Source organism: Paraburkholderia sediminicola, from assembly GCF_046027355.1.
Taxonomy (GTDB): Bacteria; Pseudomonadota; Gammaproteobacteria; order Burkholderiales; family Burkholderiaceae; genus Paraburkholderia; species Paraburkholderia sediminicola_B.
In genome coordinates, this window is the sequence record NZ_JAQQEK010000014.1 from 234,464 (window position 1) to 250,035 (window position 15,572).

The 15,572-nt window shown below is 59.4% G+C and carries 14 protein-coding genes; 4 read left to right on the top strand and 10 right to left on the bottom strand.

Annotated features, from left to right (window positions below; all coding sequences use genetic code 11):
- Positions 1 to 3: 3 nt before the first annotated feature.
- Together PQR42_RS24395 and PQR42_RS24400 are read right to left on the bottom strand one after the other, a co-directional pair.
- Positions 4 to 1,683: an ABC-F family ATP-binding cassette domain-containing protein gene (locus PQR42_RS24395; RefSeq protein WP_408205192.1), complete on the bottom strand. Its 1,680-nt coding sequence runs from the start codon at positions 1,681 to 1,683 to the stop codon at positions 4 to 6.
- Between the two features lie 555 nt (positions 1,684 to 2,238).
- Complete coding sequence (locus PQR42_RS24400) at positions 2,239 to 2,748, bottom strand: hypothetical protein (protein WP_408386812.1); 510 nt, start codon at positions 2,746 to 2,748, stop codon at positions 2,239 to 2,241.
- Positions 2,749 to 2,908: 160 nt separating this feature from the next.
- Here PQR42_RS24400 and PQR42_RS24405 point away from each other — a divergent pair, with 160 nt between their 5' ends.
- Positions 2,909 to 3,211 (top strand): hypothetical protein, encoded by a 303-nt coding sequence (locus PQR42_RS24405; RefSeq protein ID WP_408493857.1) that lies wholly within the window; start codon positions 2,909 to 2,911, stop codon positions 3,209 to 3,211.
- A 190-nt stretch (positions 3,212 to 3,401) separates the two neighbouring features.
- Here PQR42_RS24405 and PQR42_RS24410 read toward each other — a convergent pair whose 3' ends face one another.
- A complete protein-coding gene (locus PQR42_RS24410; protein WP_408449407.1) occupies positions 3,402 to 4,016 on the bottom strand; it encodes a tyrosine-type recombinase/integrase in 615 nt (204 codons plus the stop codon).
- Between the two features lie 625 nt (positions 4,017 to 4,641).
- On the opposite strand from PQR42_RS24410, the gene PQR42_RS24415 reads away from it, so the two are divergent.
- On the top strand, positions 4,642 to 5,757 hold the full coding sequence (locus PQR42_RS24415; RefSeq protein ID WP_408393890.1) for a transglutaminase domain-containing protein: 1,116 nt from the start codon (positions 4,642 to 4,644) through the stop codon (positions 5,755 to 5,757).
- Between the two features lie 1,898 nt (positions 5,758 to 7,655).
- On the opposite strand, the gene PQR42_RS24420 is transcribed toward PQR42_RS24415, so the two are convergent.
- Entirely contained in the window at positions 7,656 to 8,162 is a 507-nt protein-coding gene (locus PQR42_RS24420) for a hypothetical protein (protein WP_408205188.1), read from the bottom strand.
- A 776-nt stretch (positions 8,163 to 8,938) separates the two neighbouring features.
- On the opposite strand from PQR42_RS24420, the gene PQR42_RS24425 reads away from it, so the two are divergent.
- The gene (locus tag PQR42_RS24425; RefSeq protein WP_408205187.1) at positions 8,939 to 9,463 is read left to right on the top strand and encodes an alkyl hydroperoxide reductase subunit F family protein; all 525 of its coding nucleotides are present in this window, start codon (positions 8,939 to 8,941) and stop codon (positions 9,461 to 9,463) included.
- Between the two features lie 373 nt (positions 9,464 to 9,836).
- Here PQR42_RS24425 and PQR42_RS24430 read toward each other — a convergent pair whose 3' ends face one another.
- From PQR42_RS24430 to PQR42_RS24455, 6 genes are all read right to left on the bottom strand, one after another.
- Positions 9,837 to 10,724, bottom strand: a complete 888-nt coding sequence (locus tag PQR42_RS24430) for an EthD domain-containing protein (RefSeq protein ID WP_408205186.1) — start codon at positions 10,722 to 10,724, stop codon at positions 9,837 to 9,839.
- A gap of 35 nt (positions 10,725 to 10,759) precedes the next feature.
- Positions 10,760 to 11,155: a nuclear transport factor 2 family protein gene (locus tag PQR42_RS24435; RefSeq protein WP_408393597.1), complete on the bottom strand. Its 396-nt coding sequence runs from the start codon at positions 11,153 to 11,155 to the stop codon at positions 10,760 to 10,762.
- A 962-nt stretch (positions 11,156 to 12,117) separates the two neighbouring features.
- Positions 12,118 to 12,579 carry a MarR family winged helix-turn-helix transcriptional regulator gene (locus PQR42_RS24440; protein WP_408205184.1) on the bottom strand — a complete coding sequence of 154 codons (462 nt, stop codon included), beginning with the start codon at positions 12,577 to 12,579 and terminating at the stop codon, positions 12,118 to 12,120.
- A gap of 276 nt (positions 12,580 to 12,855) precedes the next feature.
- Complete coding sequence (locus PQR42_RS24445) at positions 12,856 to 13,128, bottom strand: hypothetical protein (protein WP_408205183.1); 273 nt, start codon at positions 13,126 to 13,128, stop codon at positions 12,856 to 12,858.
- A gap of 51 nt (positions 13,129 to 13,179) precedes the next feature.
- Positions 13,180 to 13,626: an OsmC family protein gene (locus PQR42_RS24450; RefSeq protein WP_408393599.1), complete on the bottom strand. Its 447-nt coding sequence runs from the start codon at positions 13,624 to 13,626 to the stop codon at positions 13,180 to 13,182.
- A 201-nt stretch (positions 13,627 to 13,827) separates the two neighbouring features.
- Complete coding sequence (locus PQR42_RS24455; RefSeq protein ID WP_408393601.1) at positions 13,828 to 14,274, bottom strand: Ohr family peroxiredoxin; 447 nt, start codon at positions 14,272 to 14,274, stop codon at positions 13,828 to 13,830.
- Positions 14,275 to 14,972: 698 nt separating this feature from the next.
- Here PQR42_RS24455 and PQR42_RS24460 point away from each other — a divergent pair.
- Entirely contained in the window at positions 14,973 to 15,281 is a 309-nt protein-coding gene (locus PQR42_RS24460) for a DUF4148 domain-containing protein (protein WP_408182354.1), read from the top strand.
- Positions 15,282 to 15,572: the final 291 nt, after the last annotated feature.

The following is a 15,572-nucleotide window of genomic DNA, read 5'->3' on the forward strand; positions in this document are numbered from 1 at the left end:
AAGTCAGGCGATGATCTTCTGCTCCCCGGCAGCCTGCTCGCGCATGCGACGGGCTTCGTCACGCAGGAATTGCTGGTAATCGTCCAGATCGCCGTCGAAGGGCTCGACGCCACCCTTGGTAACGAGCCAGAACTCGTCACATACCGCGCGCAGCAGCGACCGGTCGTGACTGACCAGCATCACTGTGCCTTCGAATTCGTTGAGTGCCATGCCTAGCGCTTCGCGTGTGGCCAGGTCGAGGTGGTTGGTAGGCTCGTCGAGCAGCAGCAGATTGGGGCGCTGCCACACGATCATGCACAACACGAGCCGCGCCTTTTCGCCGCCGCTCATCGTGCTGACCGCCTGATGGACCATGTCCCCACTGAAGTTGAAGGTGCCGAGGAAAGTGCGAAGCGATTGTTCGGTGCCACTCTGGCCGGGGGCACGCATGTGCGCCGGCGTGTCCTTGGCAAGGCGGATCATGTGTTCCATCGGCGTGTCGAGAGGACGCAGCACGTCGAGTTCCTGCTGTGCGAAGTAGCCGATGTTCAGGCCTTTGCCTTCGCTGATTTCGCCGGCGATCGGCGCCAGCTCGTGCGCCACCGTTTTCACCAGAGTGGACTTGCCCTGGCCGTTGGCACCGAGAATGCCGATGCGCTGCCCGGCCAGCACGGATCGGTTGATGCCCCGCACGATGACCGTCGGCGGCGTGCCCGGCGGTGCGTCGGTGGGCGCCGCGTAGCCGAAGCTCGCGTCCAGCATCGACAACAGCGGGTTCGGGACGTTGAGCGGCTCCTTGAACTCGAAGGTGAACTCCGCATCGGCAAGCACCGGTGCGATCTTCTCCATGCGTTCGAGCGCCTTGACCCGGCTCTGCGCCTGCTTCGCCTTAGAGGCCTTGGCCTTGAAACGGTCGATGAATTTCTGCAGGTGGGCGATCTTGTCCGCCTGCCTGGCCATCGCGGCCTGCTGCAACACCAGTTGCTCAGCGCGCATGTCTTCGAACTTGCTGTAGTTGCCGCCATAACGCACAAGCTTGGCGTTGTCGACGTGCACCGTCACCTGCGTCACCGCATCGAGGAATTCGCGATCGTGGCTGATCACTACCAAGGTTCCTTGATAGCGCTTGAGCCACGCTTCCAGCCAGACCAGCGCGTCGAGGTCGAGGTGATTGGTCGGCTCGTCGAGCAACAGCAAGTCGGACGGACACATGAGCGCGCGCGCCAGCTGCAGTCGCATGCGCCAGCCGCCGGAGAAACTGTTGACTGGCTGGCTAAGCTGCGCAGCACTGAAGCCAAGGCCCAGGATCAGCGCCTGGGCACGTGCGGGGGCATCATGTGCACCGGCGTCGTGCAGGGCCATGTAGGCGTGCGCCATGCGCATGCCATCGTCGCTGGCCTCAGCGGCGGCTACTTCTGCCTGCGCGGCCAGCAGGACGGTGTCACCGTCGATTACGAAGTCGGTTGCACTCTGCTCGGTCTCCGGCATCTCCTGCGCGACCTGGCCCATCTTCCATGCAGCGGGAATTGAGAACTCGCCACCGTCTTCGTGCAGCGTGCCGTTGAGAAGGCCGAAGAAGGACGATTTGCCGGCACCATTGCGGCCGACAAGGCCAATCTTTTCGCCGGGGGTGAAGGTGACGGACGCGCTATCGAGTACGACATTGGCGCCACGGCGCAGCGTGACATTACGGACGGAAATCATAAGGAGCTACTTCGGAGAGGATAGGCATGATAGCCCACCGGGCGTACAGGCCTGTTTCTTTTCTGGCCGCACGAGTGAGGAACCGCTTGCGCTTTGCGGCGCCCACCGGCCGCAAAGCGAGGCGGGCACTGGCGCACCGGGCGTTCCGGCTGCGGGGCCAGCGAACAGACGGTGAGTGACGGCTCCTGGCCGATAGCACGAGCTCGGCGAACGCTCTCCAGAGTGACCGTTGGGCTCATTAACGGCGGCTTTCCGGCAGGGGGGCGAATGCGTGCTCTCGGCCATAAAGCGTCATTCGCCCGCACCGTCGCTGGGACACTCAGACGTCGTCTCCACCCAGGAAGCGGCCATTCAATTCAAGATGGTGAACGTTGCTTGATCGGCCTTATGGAAAGCTTCACATAAGGCCGATTTGTCCCACCGAATATCCGGCAGGTTCTGGACAAGAACACGCGGCGGAAATTCGACTTATTGAAGAACTCGTATTCGACCTGCTCGACTGGACGGGTGCGGTCGCCGCGGCGACGGTGGCGGGACCGCCGGAGGTCCACGACGTCAGTAGCCTCCGTACGTCTTGTTGAAGGAACGATAGCCGACCAAAGGTGCGACAGCTTGATGCATCCGAACGGCAAGGGGCTCGACGATTGACCACAGTGGAAACTGTTTGTAGCCAGTCTGAATATACCGAAGGCCATGATCGACGTTTAACGCGACAAGCAAGTCCATTGCATTTACGTCATCCTGCGTCTCTTTGAAGAAATCCCGCAGCTTGAGTTGCTTGGCTTGGCGATAGCAGGCATGCAGGTCATGTCCATATTTGCCGGACCTCAATTCCCGAAGAGTGAAGCCGTTATGTCGAAGGTACGCCTTGAGCGTGAGTTCGATGCCGTGATATGCGAGAAAGTAGGCCGGCGTCGGGGATATTGTGTTGTTCGGGTTTTTCTCGGCCTCGTTCTTGTCGACGGTGATTGCCGCGTCGATGTATTCAAAGGCAAATCTGGCGAGGCCGATCGCTGTTGTCCGGTCGTCTTTTTCGATGACCTCCGGCTTCACTTTTTTCTCCATTGCATCTCCGTGAAATGACTGCGGTTGCTCTGTCTATATCGTCGAGAAACTGATCGGCATACGTGAGTATGCCAGAGCCCGGCTAGTCAAGTTCTCGCGATGAAGTCCGACGATTCGCATAAAACGGGCCGATGAGGGTACGCGCTTCCCGCCGGATCCAATGTTGAACCTGATCCGCGCCGCTCTGATCGCGACGTATCAGACTGATGAAGAAAACGAATTCGTGCAGGACTTGGACGTGTTCGCCAAGCGGCTTGGTAATCACCGGTCTGCATTACTCCATATGTTCTTTTCTCATCCCGTCGTCAGGGTCGCGCCCGCGCTCGCGTGCGCGACGGCCAGAACTACAGCAACGGGTCGGGCGCAGTCCTGTGCGGTGCGAGGATCTGTCATTCCAAAAACAGGTCATCCAGCGACCGCTGAACTACCTATAGCGATCGTTGGTCGGCGATCGGCTCAATGACCGCAAAGGCCGAGTCGAACGCATAGGCTGTCCGGCAGGGTTCCGCGCCGAAGCGGCCGCTACGATGATCGTCCTGCGGCGACGACCACACCGGCACAAGTCCGCCGGTTTTGCCGCCGGAGCGCCGCGCTGGAGATTGGCCGCACGAACCGGGATGTAGCATCGCTTCGCGCGGCCAGACCCAGCTACGCTAGATTTCAGTCTGCTCCGAAATCTCAAGCGCGTCGTCGACTTCGATGCCCAGGTACCTGATTGTGCTTTCAATCTTGCTATGGCCGAGCAGCAACTGCACCGCCCTGAGATTCTTTGTGCGCTTGTAAATCAAGGTTGCCTTTGTACGGCGCATCGAATGAGTGCCGTACGCTGTCGGATCCAACCCTGCGGCATCCGCCCATCGACGTATCATCCTGGCATATTGCCGGGTTGAAAGGTGCGGGGACGCCAATAGTCGGCTCGGAAAGAGGTACTGCTCCGACCTGAGGGCAGCCTTTTCAAGCCACGCGCCGACCGCCTTCCGGGTCGACTCGGTCAGTTCAAATTGGACAGGGCGTTGTGTCTTTCGCTGAATGACTTGCGCCTTCGCCAGAACCTGATTGCCGTGCGTAACGTCACGGACTCGCAGACTCACAAGATCACAACCACGCAGTTTGCTGTCGATTGCAAGGTTGAACAGGGCGAGATCGCGGACAGCGTGAGCGTTCTGAAGGTAGATCCGGATGGCCCAGACGTCTTTCGGCTTTAGCGGCGGCTTCTGCCCGACCAGCTTGCCTTTGTTCCATGCCTCACGGGATTGTTCGGTCTTCATGGCAATCTCCCACAGGGATGACGGGAGTTCGATTGTGGTACCTGACCTTGACGCCTGCTCTGGACGGATTTGACCGAGGTTCGCACCCGGCCCGGCCAGGTGTTGCCGTTCAGCATCCAACGATCGCCTTCACCCCTTCACCCGGACGGCTGGTCAGAAACAGACTCCTGCCAGTGACCTACAGGTAAGTTTCGGCCTTTGCGGGCATGCCAAGTCACAGCTCAGTATGCGACTTTGGCTCGCATTCCCGACATTCGCGGTTCGACCGCGGCGCTGAACGTTTGGTCGAGAAAGCAGGCGAATCTGTTGCTGTCGATCCCAACGCAGAGGCTGTTGCTTCGGCCGCGCGTGGAACCCAACTTCGCTCAGGGCAAAGTGTGCGGGTGACGCTAACAGGTATCGCGTGTCTGTTGGGCGGCGGGCGTCACGAGGCGTTTTCATCACGCTGCCCGCAAAGACAATTTCTTGTTTAATCAATGGCGTAGAGCGACACGACGGATTGGCACGTCGCATGCAATGTTGGTTTCAAGCCAGCGTTGCCTTGCGCGCATAGCGTAAAACGGCATCGGGAGGCTTCGAAACACCAGGCGCATCGGCGCCCGGTGTGGCTTCCGGGAGTTTACATATGCCGCTCGCTCGACTGCTCCTCTGCTTTCTCCAGTGCTCGTTCGCGGCCGCGATGCTTTTGCCCGCCGTCGTGGGCGCCGCGAATCTGCCGGCCGCATCGCAACGCTATGCATCCGGCACGCGCGACGCGGGTCCCAGCGATTCGGCCACGCCTCACACACTGAAAGCTGGTATCGAGCGCCTGCGCACCGGGACGTGGTGGGAAGCCAACCGCAAGATCCGCCCGGAGCTCGCGCAAGTCGGCGACCTGATGTTCCTCCTGCCGCTTGCCGACACGAAGCTCGAACCATCGTCTGACGCGATCGGCCGCGTGCAGCGCCTGCGCGAAGCGCTGCGCACCCACCTGACGCGCGAACCCGCCGGCTGGACCAGCCTCGTTGCGCAAGTGCGGGCAGAGCGTGTCAAGGCCGGCGATGCGTCAGCCGTGCTGCTCGCCGACGCGCTCGTCAACCAGGTTCGCTACCGCGACGGAACCGACGGCAGCTACTACGCGCCGGCGCGGTTCTTCGCCGAAAGCGGCGTGTGCAAGGATTTCGCCGTCGCCAAATACCTCCTGCTGCGCGACGCGGGTTTCGACATCGCGCGGCTGCGTCTCGTCTCGCTCGCGCCACGCTACAACAACACGCCGGACGACTGGCATGTCATCCTTGTCGTGCAGATCGACGTCGCGAGCGAACCGCTCGCACTCGATTCACCGAGCGCGCCGACCGCCAAGCGCACCGGCGATACGACCAATGAAGCATCGGCTTCGAGCGGTCCGTCCGCGCTGCTCGGCGCGATCCTCGCTGGCCGAGAGCCCGCCGACGCGGTGCTGCGCGCGCCCGCGGGACCGCTTGCCACGCCGCTCAGCCGGTCGGGCCAGGCGCGGCGGCCGCTTGCGACAGTGTTCAATGAACAGGGGAGCCGGTCATTCGAACGCGCCGCGCCGGGCGCACTGCGGCGCGCGTCGGCGGCCGGCCGAAACTCGAACGCGATGTATGTCGACGAAATGGGTAAGCCATGGAAAGTCGACGGCTCAGGGACGTTTCCGAAGTGGCGCGTCGCCGATGATCAGGCAGATGAGCTGGCGAAGCCGGGTCCGGCGGCAGGGCTGATACGCGTGGTGGCACGCTGACTGAGGCATGCATGGCGGGCGCCCGACGCCGCCGCGAAAAGGGTACTCACGAGAACGTACCTGCATGCCGTCCCGGTGTTGGAACGGACTTCGGCCATTGCCGACATCAGAGTGGGCTGGACTCTACGACAGCAATGTGCCGGATTGCCGACGGTGGGGGCATCAAGCAGCGGAACGGCAGCTTCCTGCTTTGGCGAAATCACACTCTCGACCCATAAGCGTCACCCGATCCAGCAACGCCTCGCCGGCAATTACTTGGCCGGAACGGCCATTCAGCCCGTAACTGAATGTTGAACTAGATCGGACCGACCATCCGGTTCAGTGGGTTTTCTCGCCCGACGCGAAGCATACGCGTGGCGGGCTGAACACGCAGGTGGCGCATCCACCGAGCGCCGCGTTGTCCATCTTCACGAGCATCTAAGGGAACAGGTCGGCGTTTCTGGTGACAGAGTAACGGCGCAACGGGCGAGCGTTATGCCGGATGACAAATCCAAGCTGGCTGCTCGGCGCGGACAAAATGAGGCTGATGAGACGGCGTAATGTGTCTACTCACGCACGCCCGGCGGAATATCGACGCACAGCATACCGTACTGCGGTCGCTGTACGCAGGCGCTGCCGACCCCAGTGTCTGGGTTGAGGTGAACTACAAATCCCGGACCTCGGAGTTGCAGTTGTCCAGTAGTCCACTGATAACGTTCGACGAACTGATCTTTCGCCAGTGCAGCAGCTGAATACGGAGAGGCATCCAACGAGCACGACAAAGTTATCGTGCTACCTGTGGGCTTGTCATTGTCAAACCACGTTCCGAAGCAGCTGAACACGCCTCGATTACGATTCAGAATCGAGATCCTAAACGAGCCGTGAGAGGAGCCGGTGGGCGGATTCCACCCAATGGCGCTGGAAAGGATTTCGAAAGTTGCCCCGGCCGCATCTAGGGTGCTTAGAAGCAAAAACGACCCGACTAAAACTACAGAAATTACTTGAAGTGACAGTTTTCGGTGCATCTGCTTCTCCTCGGATCCGACTTGACCACACTTTTCGCGTGGTAGATCGACGACCAGAATATCGACTGATGAATCAGGGTCAAAGAGTGAGCCCGCAGCGTCGTGAGGTCGTGGTCTTCCGCGCCCAAGAAATATGTCGCCCGGTCGAACCCATCGCGGATCTTCTCAACGGTGCGCGCGACCAGATCAATCAGATACGGGAACCGGGACCGGGCATGTCGGATCCGTTTTAGATGCGGGTGCATCGTCGAACAATGGGTTTAGTCCAAGTGTCCCCGGAGGGGCAACTTGTCCAGCGTGGACTACATCCAATCATCGCCAAACTATTACGAGTGTAGGCGTGATCCAGGACAGCCGGCTACAACAGCATGGACTGGCTTTTACACCTTCGTTTTTGTACCGTCTTCCTGGGTCGGATTTGCCGCGAAAGCAACTGTCGCGTTGGATCTAGCAACGGGAGGCGCAGTCTACGCAACCGCTAACGCACCAGGGTTCACTTGCCCAAAGTGATCTTGGCAGTCCGGTGAGATGCTCGGACTGCCAATTCAGCGAAGGCAACTTCGAATGTGCGCCCGCCTTCGGAGCGCGCGTTGCATTCGACGTCGGCCGGGTGGCGAAAGTCCAACCGCCTGTCGCACCGTCCAGTATTGCGAGAATGGCGGGTCGCAGGTGCGAAGCTGCCGTCTGACGGTTCACGCGCCGACGCGGGCGAACGGCGGGTCATGGCCGATTGCACCAGTTCGATGAACGTGTCGCCGTGAGGACGTTGGAGTTCTCAATGAGAGCTTTCCGGCGGTTTGTGCGAATGCGTACTGTCGGCCACTTTCGGACGTTCGACGTCGTGGCCTGAATTGTTGACACCTTCAAGGCCATGTTGACTGGATGCGCCGTCCGCTACCTTTTCAATAGGGCCACGTAGTAGTCGGCGATGCTGTCCTCCGCCCCCTTTGTGATCCGATTGAATACTCGTCCCCATGGCCAGAAGCTGGAACCTGAGGTGGTTCGCAGACCCGGGAATCGGCTTCCGCCAAGGGTGACCATACCCCATTCGCCACCATGATTGCGGCGATACACCTCTCCGACGTAACTTCCGTAGGCTTTCGCAAATGACATAACTTGTTCGTCCGTAGGCTTGGGACTCGTGCTGACGTAGGATGAACTCATTTGCGCCAAGGCCTTTTCGACATTTGCAATACTCGCGTCCGACCAGTCGAGTTTTATTCCAAACTGTTTCGCGGAGAAGTCGACGGCGTCTAGCGAGTAGGCTTCCGCAATTTTCTGGATTTTTGGATCAGGAGAAAAGGACTGGTCAGATGGGGTTTCTGCCAGCGCAACTTCACCGCGAACGCAAGCCATCAGGACGATCAGCGCTAACAGGAAGCGCTTTACGATTGTTTTCAAGAGGATTCCCACTCCAAGACAACTCTGAGTCGCTGCAGCGAGTCGGAGTGTTGATTTTTCGCCTCGACCGATCTTATACGTCGGAGCCGCCTATAAGCTATGTGAACGGCAGCTTTCGGCAAATCTGAAGGTCCCCTGTGGGTCCACCTGAGCCAGACGCTGTCGGACTCAGTACGGCCAGGAACGAACGGCCGACACGGGCCGCCCAAGATTGTTCACAAGCTTGGGCGGTCGCATAGAAGTAGCCGCCGGAGCAGGCACGCGTGCACCCCTTTTAGACGAATCGCGAACACCTTGGATCTGTGCGGCTAGCCCCCAAAGGCACCGACGTTGGAGGGAGCATTGCCTCGCGCCCTTCGCAGATCCGCCGGCGGGCGCCGCCGGCTTTGGGTGCTCGCGTGTTTTCGCGGCCCGTAGCCTTCGACGAGAATGTCCGCGTCCCCCGACCCGGTAGATTGGCACGTCAGCCGTGGGCATATAAGCTTGCTCTTGAACCACGGTGGTGTTGTCAGGCAGCCGAGCAACATTGCGGCAGTGCAACAGACGGCGAAAAGCTCTCGGGTGGTCCGATCGCAGACTCACGCTACACGTTCTGTCCACATTTCTTTCAGTTCCTGGCACTTCTTCACATAACCTTGTGCATGTTGGTACGGGATCGAATCATGTTAAGCATCAGTCTCAGGTCACAGCTGCAGACATATCTGCGAAACATCCGCAGACCAGTCGAATTGATCGTGTCGCAGGGCGGTGGTCAAACGTCGCACGAGATGCGGACGATGTTGAACGAAATCGCGTCGTTGACAGATCTGGTGACGGTAATCGAGGAGCAGCATGGCGACGAACGTAAGCCATCGTTTTCAATCAGGCAGGTCGGAGCAAAAGCTGGCATTCAGTTTGCCGCCACTCCGACAGGACCTGAATTTTCGTCTCTTGTCCTCGCAATACTCCAGGTGGGAGGACATCCCGTAATAGCCGACCGTACGACCATTGAACAGATCCGAACGCTAGAACGTGACTATTATTTCGAGACCTATATTTCGCTCTCTTGCGGAAGCTGTGTAGACGTTGTGCAAGCCCTGAACATGATGACGGTGATCAATCCACGGATTCACAACATTACGATCGACGGAGGAATTTTTCAAAGCGAAGTGTCGGCGCGTGATATTAGCGTTGTGCCGACGATCTACATGAACGGCGAGATATTCGGCGAGGGGCGCAGCAGCTTTGCGGAGCTCGGCGCGAAACTTCTCGACATAGAAATGAGCCTGAGAGCGGCACTGCGCGCGGCGGGTAGGCCGTAGCACCGCGCTGAAGATCATATGGGTGGGGCGTAATCCCGGGAAATCTGCGCCGGGGGCGCGGTTGCCTGAAACGCTGAAAGGACGCAACGGGCGGCCGTCAGTTGGGTGCATCGGGCGGTAGTCGGCCAACTGGCGACGTTCGCCTCCTCGCGTCGAACGGCTGGTGCTCAGTCTATTTCAGCCGTTCGTGGCCACAAAATTTCGACCGAGCCGAAAGCCCAAAAGCGCGGTTTGTAAGAAGGAGCTCTTCGGCCGCACGGACGGACCAGGCCGAGTAATCGCAGGCATGCAGCCCCGACAGGTTTGAACGGCCGCATCTTACGTCGCTGGCACGCCAGAATGCTTCGAATATTTGAAAGGAAGTATTGCCTGTCTATCGCGGAGCAAATCTTGCAGTAACCCTCTCGTCGAGCTGATTCACTGCGCCCAAGGCTGTGATGAGTTCTGCGGGCCGGCTTCCTCGCAAGCCTGCTAACGTCGGATGGCCGTCACGAACGAACGTATAAAATCCAGTCACGATATATACGCCGATGGCGTCGACATGTCGCGCCTGTTCGCCCACCACTTCTTTGAACATTGGCGATGAGAACAGCGACTTTGCCGCTAAGGGGCTGGCGAATGCGATTTCCGCAACCGCCAGATTCAGTCTGTCTGCCGCGACACGGTGCTCGACGTTAGGCGACGGAGGGGCGGGCTTATCATTGTCGTACGGTTCAGGGAGATGCAGCTTCCACTTGACCACAGCGTCGTGTTTTGCGAGCGCGGTGTTCGTTTCGGTCAGCCACGTCGTCGTGTCCCGTCCTGGCTTGCGGCTCATGTACAAATGGATGCGATGAAATGGGTCGGCACCGTTGCGAGTGCCATTCTCATCCTTGTCGACAAGCGTGAGCGAGCCGTTCGGCAGGTTGTAGGCAACGGCTTCACCAATGAAGTTGGCTTCATCGTCGTAAAGAATCGTGCCTGCCTCCGCGAATACGGCCTGCTCCTCAAGATTCGCAAAGCCCAACTCTGCTGACCCATCGAGCTTCGCTTCAATCCGGCGAACGCCCTCTGCGACAGGCCAGAAGTTCGCATAATAGTCTCTGTCGAAGTGCTGTTGAACGTAGAAGTTGAGTCCCGGCAAGCGCGAACAAAGAGTCGAGTGCACGTCGCGCCAGTAATTTGCAAATAATTCGTGTGGGAGGCCGTCCCGGCGTCTCACGGAAGCGTAAACGTTGTGTTTGACGACTTTGTCACGGGCAGAGAAGTCTTGCTGATTCATCAAAGCTCCTTAACGATGTAGGCGCTTGTCAGGCGTTATGCGGCCTTGTCCAGCAGCACCTTCGGGTCGAAGTAAGCTACAAGTAGCCGCTGTGCTTTACCATCTGAGATATCCCAATGCTCAGAAATCAGAATCGATTCGTCAGTACCCTGAACGCCAATCCGAATCAGAGCTACGACGTGCTCGCCCTGCACCGTTAGGCTCTCGTACGAAAGCCTCGCGAAATCGAGTGTCGCTGCCACCTGGGGAAGAATCGACACGTAGCCGGCTTTGTCATATTGACCGCCCCAAGGAAGGTAATCGGGAACAAGCAATGTGAAGTCGTCAGCCAGGTACTTTTCGAAGTCCACTATCCTGCCCTCGGCGGCGCCTCGATAAAACGTTTTGACAATCGCCAGTGCATCCGCTTCTTTGGTAGCGAGATCGTTCACGTTTGCAAATCTCCACCGTGACAGATGACTGACTATACGCTTGCGCTGCAGCGCCGATACCAGACTGCCTGGCGCGAATTAAAAGTTCCGAAGGCACAGTCGAGTTGAGCACTTAACTCAGGATTACCGATGGAATGGGCTGCGAGTTGTACGTAAGCGGCCGTGAGATCCGACTTGAGACTTTCGACATCATTTCGGGAAGGGCAGTTCAGGGTCGTATTGGGAACGTCGAGATAGAGCTGACATGCCGAGGTTAATGCCTGGACACCGACGACAGCTTCCAAAGAAAGTCGTTCACGCTTGCGAGTCGCCACACATCGTGTGGAGCGTCGGATGCACACGCCGCGCATGCCATGACCAAACCGAACAGACAGTGCCGGTCAGTCGGTCGAAGCGCCGAAGCAGCGGCCGCACGAACGCGCCTTGCCCAGCCGCAGGCGCCCGGCGCTCACTGTTGCCTCACCACCGCAGTCGCACCGGCAAACCCACAAACCATCGCCAGCGTACCGATCGGTCGTCAGCTGGCCAAACACCTCACCGCCCCGCAGCGCAGGTGAGCCTGGGCGGGACCGCCACACACGACGCTGCTCACGGCAGCCACAATCCCGCGTTCCGCCGCCTTCTACCGCCTTCAACCCGGCAGTCACGTGGCCGCCGCAACGGCACCTCCAGAGCCACACATCGGCGCCGCGATATTGAAGCGCGACAAGGTAGCCGAAGGTGCGACCAGCGACATCGCGACTAGGCGGAAAGGGCCATTCAGGCGGCAAGGGGGGACGGATACGCTGATTCACAAACGGTAAATGGGCTTGGCATCCTACGGCGGATTCAACCGGTGGATGCAATAGTTTGCTGGAATCGTTCGGCGCCCGCCCTTGTCCGCGTCCTCGAAAGCGCGCGATGGCCACGGAGCTTTTGGACCACGGAACGAAAAGCATTGCGTCAATCGGGATGCTCAACGCCTATTCGTCGGATTGAACTGCCTTGATGAGGTTGTTACGCAAAGTCACGATCACCTTTTGCACTTTCGCGAACTCTTCCGGCGCGAGGCCAGTTGCCTCACGGAGATCCCTCTTCAGGGCCTTTTCGCGCAGCTGTCGGCCGGTTTTCGTGAGACTGACCCGCACCTGCCGCTCGTCTTCGGGGTCGCGCTGCCTTTCCAGATAACCCATCGCCTCGAGCTTCTTCAGGATCGGCGTAAGCGTGTTGGACTCCAGAAACAGCTTCTCGCCAAGACCGCTGACGGTCTGGTGGTCTTCCTCCCACAGCGCAATGATGGTGATGTATTGCGTATAGGTGAGCCCAAGCTCTTCCAGGATCGGCTTGTACGCCTTGCCGAACGCCAGGTTCGCGGAATAGACCGCAAAGCACAGGTAGTCTGAGAGCGGCACGGCCGCAGCCGGCGCTTGGTTCGTAGTTTTCATCTGTATCCTCTTTGGCCAGGGCCCCACGTCTTGCAAAGACAAAATAATACATCGCATGCGATTTTCTCGCGGCGCAGTGAAACCTCGACCGCCACCGCGCAGAGAGCAGCCCTGGCTGGTCTCATGAGGGCTCAGCGGTTCCGGGTGAGCGGTCGCCAATTCACCAACGCCGGGAAATGTTTGTCAGGCTTGCAGGTCGTTTGCGATCCGAGGCTGTGACCGTCGCGCATCCGGAACGAAGATGCGCGACGGCCCGCCGACGGAGGGATGCCCAGGCTAGTGGTGTGCGAAGAGGCTATCGCGCGGCGTCACTGCAGCATGGCTCCCCGTCTGGGACTGTCCGGAGACTGCACCGCCATATGCCTCTTCGGAACCAGTTACGTCGTCGCGTTCGGCGGCGGCGGTTCGCACGCTCTGACCGCTTTGCGACGCCGGTGCGCCAACCGCGGGCCGGTAAAAAGGCGCCGGTCCATAGCCACTGGCGAATGCGGGTGCGGCGGCGGACGCCGAAACCGCGACGAGCAGTGCAATGATGAGCTTGATCTTCATGATGGGAATTCCCTAAAAAGACGTTTAGTGAGACGCGCGCGCCTCATCCGATCACACCGTGACGATGTTCGTGCTGACCTCGATGTTGCCGCGCACAGACTTCGAGTACGGGCAGACCTGATGGGCCAGGCGCGCGATTGACTCGACGACTTCCGTTGCCAGACCCGGTACACGGATGGTGAACTGGGCGCCGAGGAACCACGCGGTACCGGTCTGCCCAACGTTTACCTGGATGTCCACAGAATAGTCGGACGGCAGCGTGACCTTCTTCATCGAGGCCGCCATCCCGAACACGGTGGTGTAGCAGGCCGACCACGCGCCCGCGAACAACTGCTCGGCTGTCGGGTGCGGCTCGGTGGCGATGAACTCGAGGCTTTCAAGGCCGGGCGCTGTCAACTTGAGGTCGAAGACGCCAAACTCGCCGCGCTGCAGATTGGGGTCGCGATTGACCGTGGCGTGGGTGTTGCCTGAGGCGAGGACTTTTTCGATCTTTTCCATGATGGATTCCTTCGTGAATAAGGGTATTAGGCAGATTTAAATCGCAAGCGATACGATCGCATGCGTTGAATGGTGGGTGAGGATGCCTTCATTGTCAAGCGGATAAGATTTAATCGCATGAGATTTGTGTGGAAATGGATGCGAACCTTGCATTGACCAAATCCCTCAAAATATTTAGTGAGACCCGCATGCCTTATCCGATCACGCCGTGACGACGTTCAGGCCGACCTCGATGTTGCCGTGCACAGCCTTCGAGTACGGGCAGATCTGATGGGCCAGGTGCGCGATTGTCTCGACGACTTCCGTTGCCAGACCCGGCACACGGATGGTGAACTGGGCGCCGATGCAATGCCCGTTACCGACCGACCCAATGCTGACCTGGATGTCCACGGAGTAGTCGGACGGCAGCGTGACCTTCTTCATCGAGGCCGCAATCTCGAACGCGCTGATGTAACAGGCCGACCACGCGCCCGAAAACAGCTGCTCGGCTCTTGGGTGCAGCTCGGTGGCGATGAACTCACGGCTTTCACCGCCGGACGCTGACAGCTCGAGGTCGAGGACGCCGAGCTCACCGCGCTGGACATTAGGGTCGCGATTCATCTTGGCGTGGCTGTTGGCTGAGTGGAGGACTTGATCGATCTTGGTCATGATGGATTCCTTCGTAAATAAGGGGGTATGCGGCTTTAAATCGCATGCGATGTAATCGCATGCGTTGCATGATGGGCGAGGATGTCCCCGATGTCAATCGCAAAAGATTTAATCGCATGCGATCTTTCGATAGGGCAGGCGAAGTTCGTGCAGCGGCCAGCATGATGTCGCCTGTCTAACACGCCGTTGCACGGGCCGCGCGCCGTCTCATCCTTCACTAGCGGGTGGGCCAAACAAGCCATCGAGCAATCGACGCGGACGTCGGCGAACGATTTGATTTGCAGTGGGGAACGTGTTTCGGCCAGGAAAGTGTGGATGTCCAAAGTTCTTGTAAAAGCAGCCATCGATCCCGCCCGGCCTGTGCGGCCGATGTGGGTCGAAGAGAGACTTCCGGGGAGCGACGCAGAGGCACGGGTGCGGACCTCGCGTGAGCATTCGCGGCGCGCTTCGCTGATCTACGCTGCTAATAGCGGGGCGGGAACAATGCTTGCGTGTCGCAAGTCAGATCAACAGAAGGGTCCCAGACGTCTGATCCTTCTCGCCGGGTTTGTGCTGTTCGGCCATGTCACGCTCCTAGGTATCAGCCGGCAGCACGACGGCGTCGTCACTCGAAGGACGACATGACTTAACGACGAGACGCCGGGCGCGGCGGCATGCCACCGGGCGGGCTGCCGCCATCGTAAGGAAGGACACGTACTATGAGAAGGGCGCCTGAAACACGGTCAATACTTCCCGCTCTCGTGCTTTTGCTCGCCGGCTGTGCCGTCGGCGGCAGGCCGTATGCCGGGCCGCACCTCAGCCCAACAGAGTGCCGCGACCTGGCGGCGCTCAGGACCAACGCGCCCCCTACGATGGCGCAACACCGTAGCGAACTGGCTGCCCTGAGGAAGGCGGGTTACGACCCGTCACCGTGGTATGACCCATATTACCCGGATGACCTACAAGCGGCACAGCGGCTGGTCAACTACTGGTTCCAAACGGAGTGCCAGCAGCCTCAACCCAGCTGAGAAGCCAAGGTGAATGCGAACCACTCCAGGCTCAGCGCGTACTAACTGCACGTCGCACCGCGGCCGTGATCCCTTGGCGCGTGCGGCGGAAATCATCCAATGGTCCGCGCTCAACGAGTCCATCCGATGCGGCACAGTTTTGATTGTCCACTGGTCCGCCCTGTCAATGTCGCCGAGTTGAGACGGTCTCATCAAGTCCAGTCTCGCGAAAGTTCGCTTCGCCTTTCGCATCCCTGCTGCGATCAGCGATTGTTCGAGGTCCGAATCGGACCGGGTTCGGCCATGAAGCGC

What these genes read in the sequence shown, in the direction of transcription:
- PQR42_RS24415 (WP_408393890.1), top strand. Translation starts at nt 4,642, where the DNA reads ATGCCGCTCGCTCGACTGCTCCTCTGCTTTCTCCAGTGCTCGTTCGCG.
- PQR42_RS24395 (WP_408205192.1), bottom strand. Translation starts at nt 1,683, where the DNA reads ATGATTTCCGTCCGTAATGTCACGCTGCGCCGTGGCGCCAATGTCGTA.
- PQR42_RS24445 (WP_408205183.1), bottom strand. Translation starts at nt 13,128, where the DNA reads ATGAAGATCAAGCTCATCATTGCACTGCTCGTCGCGGTTTCGGCGTCC.
- PQR42_RS24400 (WP_408386812.1), bottom strand. Translation starts at nt 2,748, where the DNA reads ATGGAGAAAAAAGTGAAGCCGGAGGTCATCGAAAAAGACGACCGGACA.
- PQR42_RS24405 (WP_408493857.1), top strand. Translation starts at nt 2,909, where the DNA reads ATGTTGAACCTGATCCGCGCCGCTCTGATCGCGACGTATCAGACTGAT.
- PQR42_RS24430 (WP_408205186.1), bottom strand. Translation starts at nt 10,724, where the DNA reads ATGAATCAGCAAGACTTCTCTGCCCGTGACAAAGTCGTCAAACACAAC.
- PQR42_RS24450 (WP_408393599.1), bottom strand. Translation starts at nt 13,626, where the DNA reads ATGGAAAAGATCGAAAAAGTCCTCGCCTCAGGCAACACCCACGCCACG.
- PQR42_RS24440 (WP_408205184.1), bottom strand. Translation starts at nt 12,579, where the DNA reads ATGAAAACTACGAACCAAGCGCCGGCTGCGGCCGTGCCGCTCTCAGAC.
- PQR42_RS24460 (WP_408182354.1), top strand. Translation starts at nt 14,973, where the DNA reads ATGAGAAGGGCGCCTGAAACACGGTCAATACTTCCCGCTCTCGTGCTT.
- PQR42_RS24455 (WP_408393601.1), bottom strand. Translation starts at nt 14,274, where the DNA reads ATGACCAAGATCGATCAAGTCCTCCACTCAGCCAACAGCCACGCCAAG.
- PQR42_RS24410 (WP_408449407.1), bottom strand. Translation starts at nt 4,016, where the DNA reads ATGAAGACCGAACAATCCCGTGAGGCATGGAACAAAGGCAAGCTGGTC.
- PQR42_RS24425 (WP_408205187.1), top strand. Translation starts at nt 8,939, where the DNA reads ATGTTGAACGAAATCGCGTCGTTGACAGATCTGGTGACGGTAATCGAG.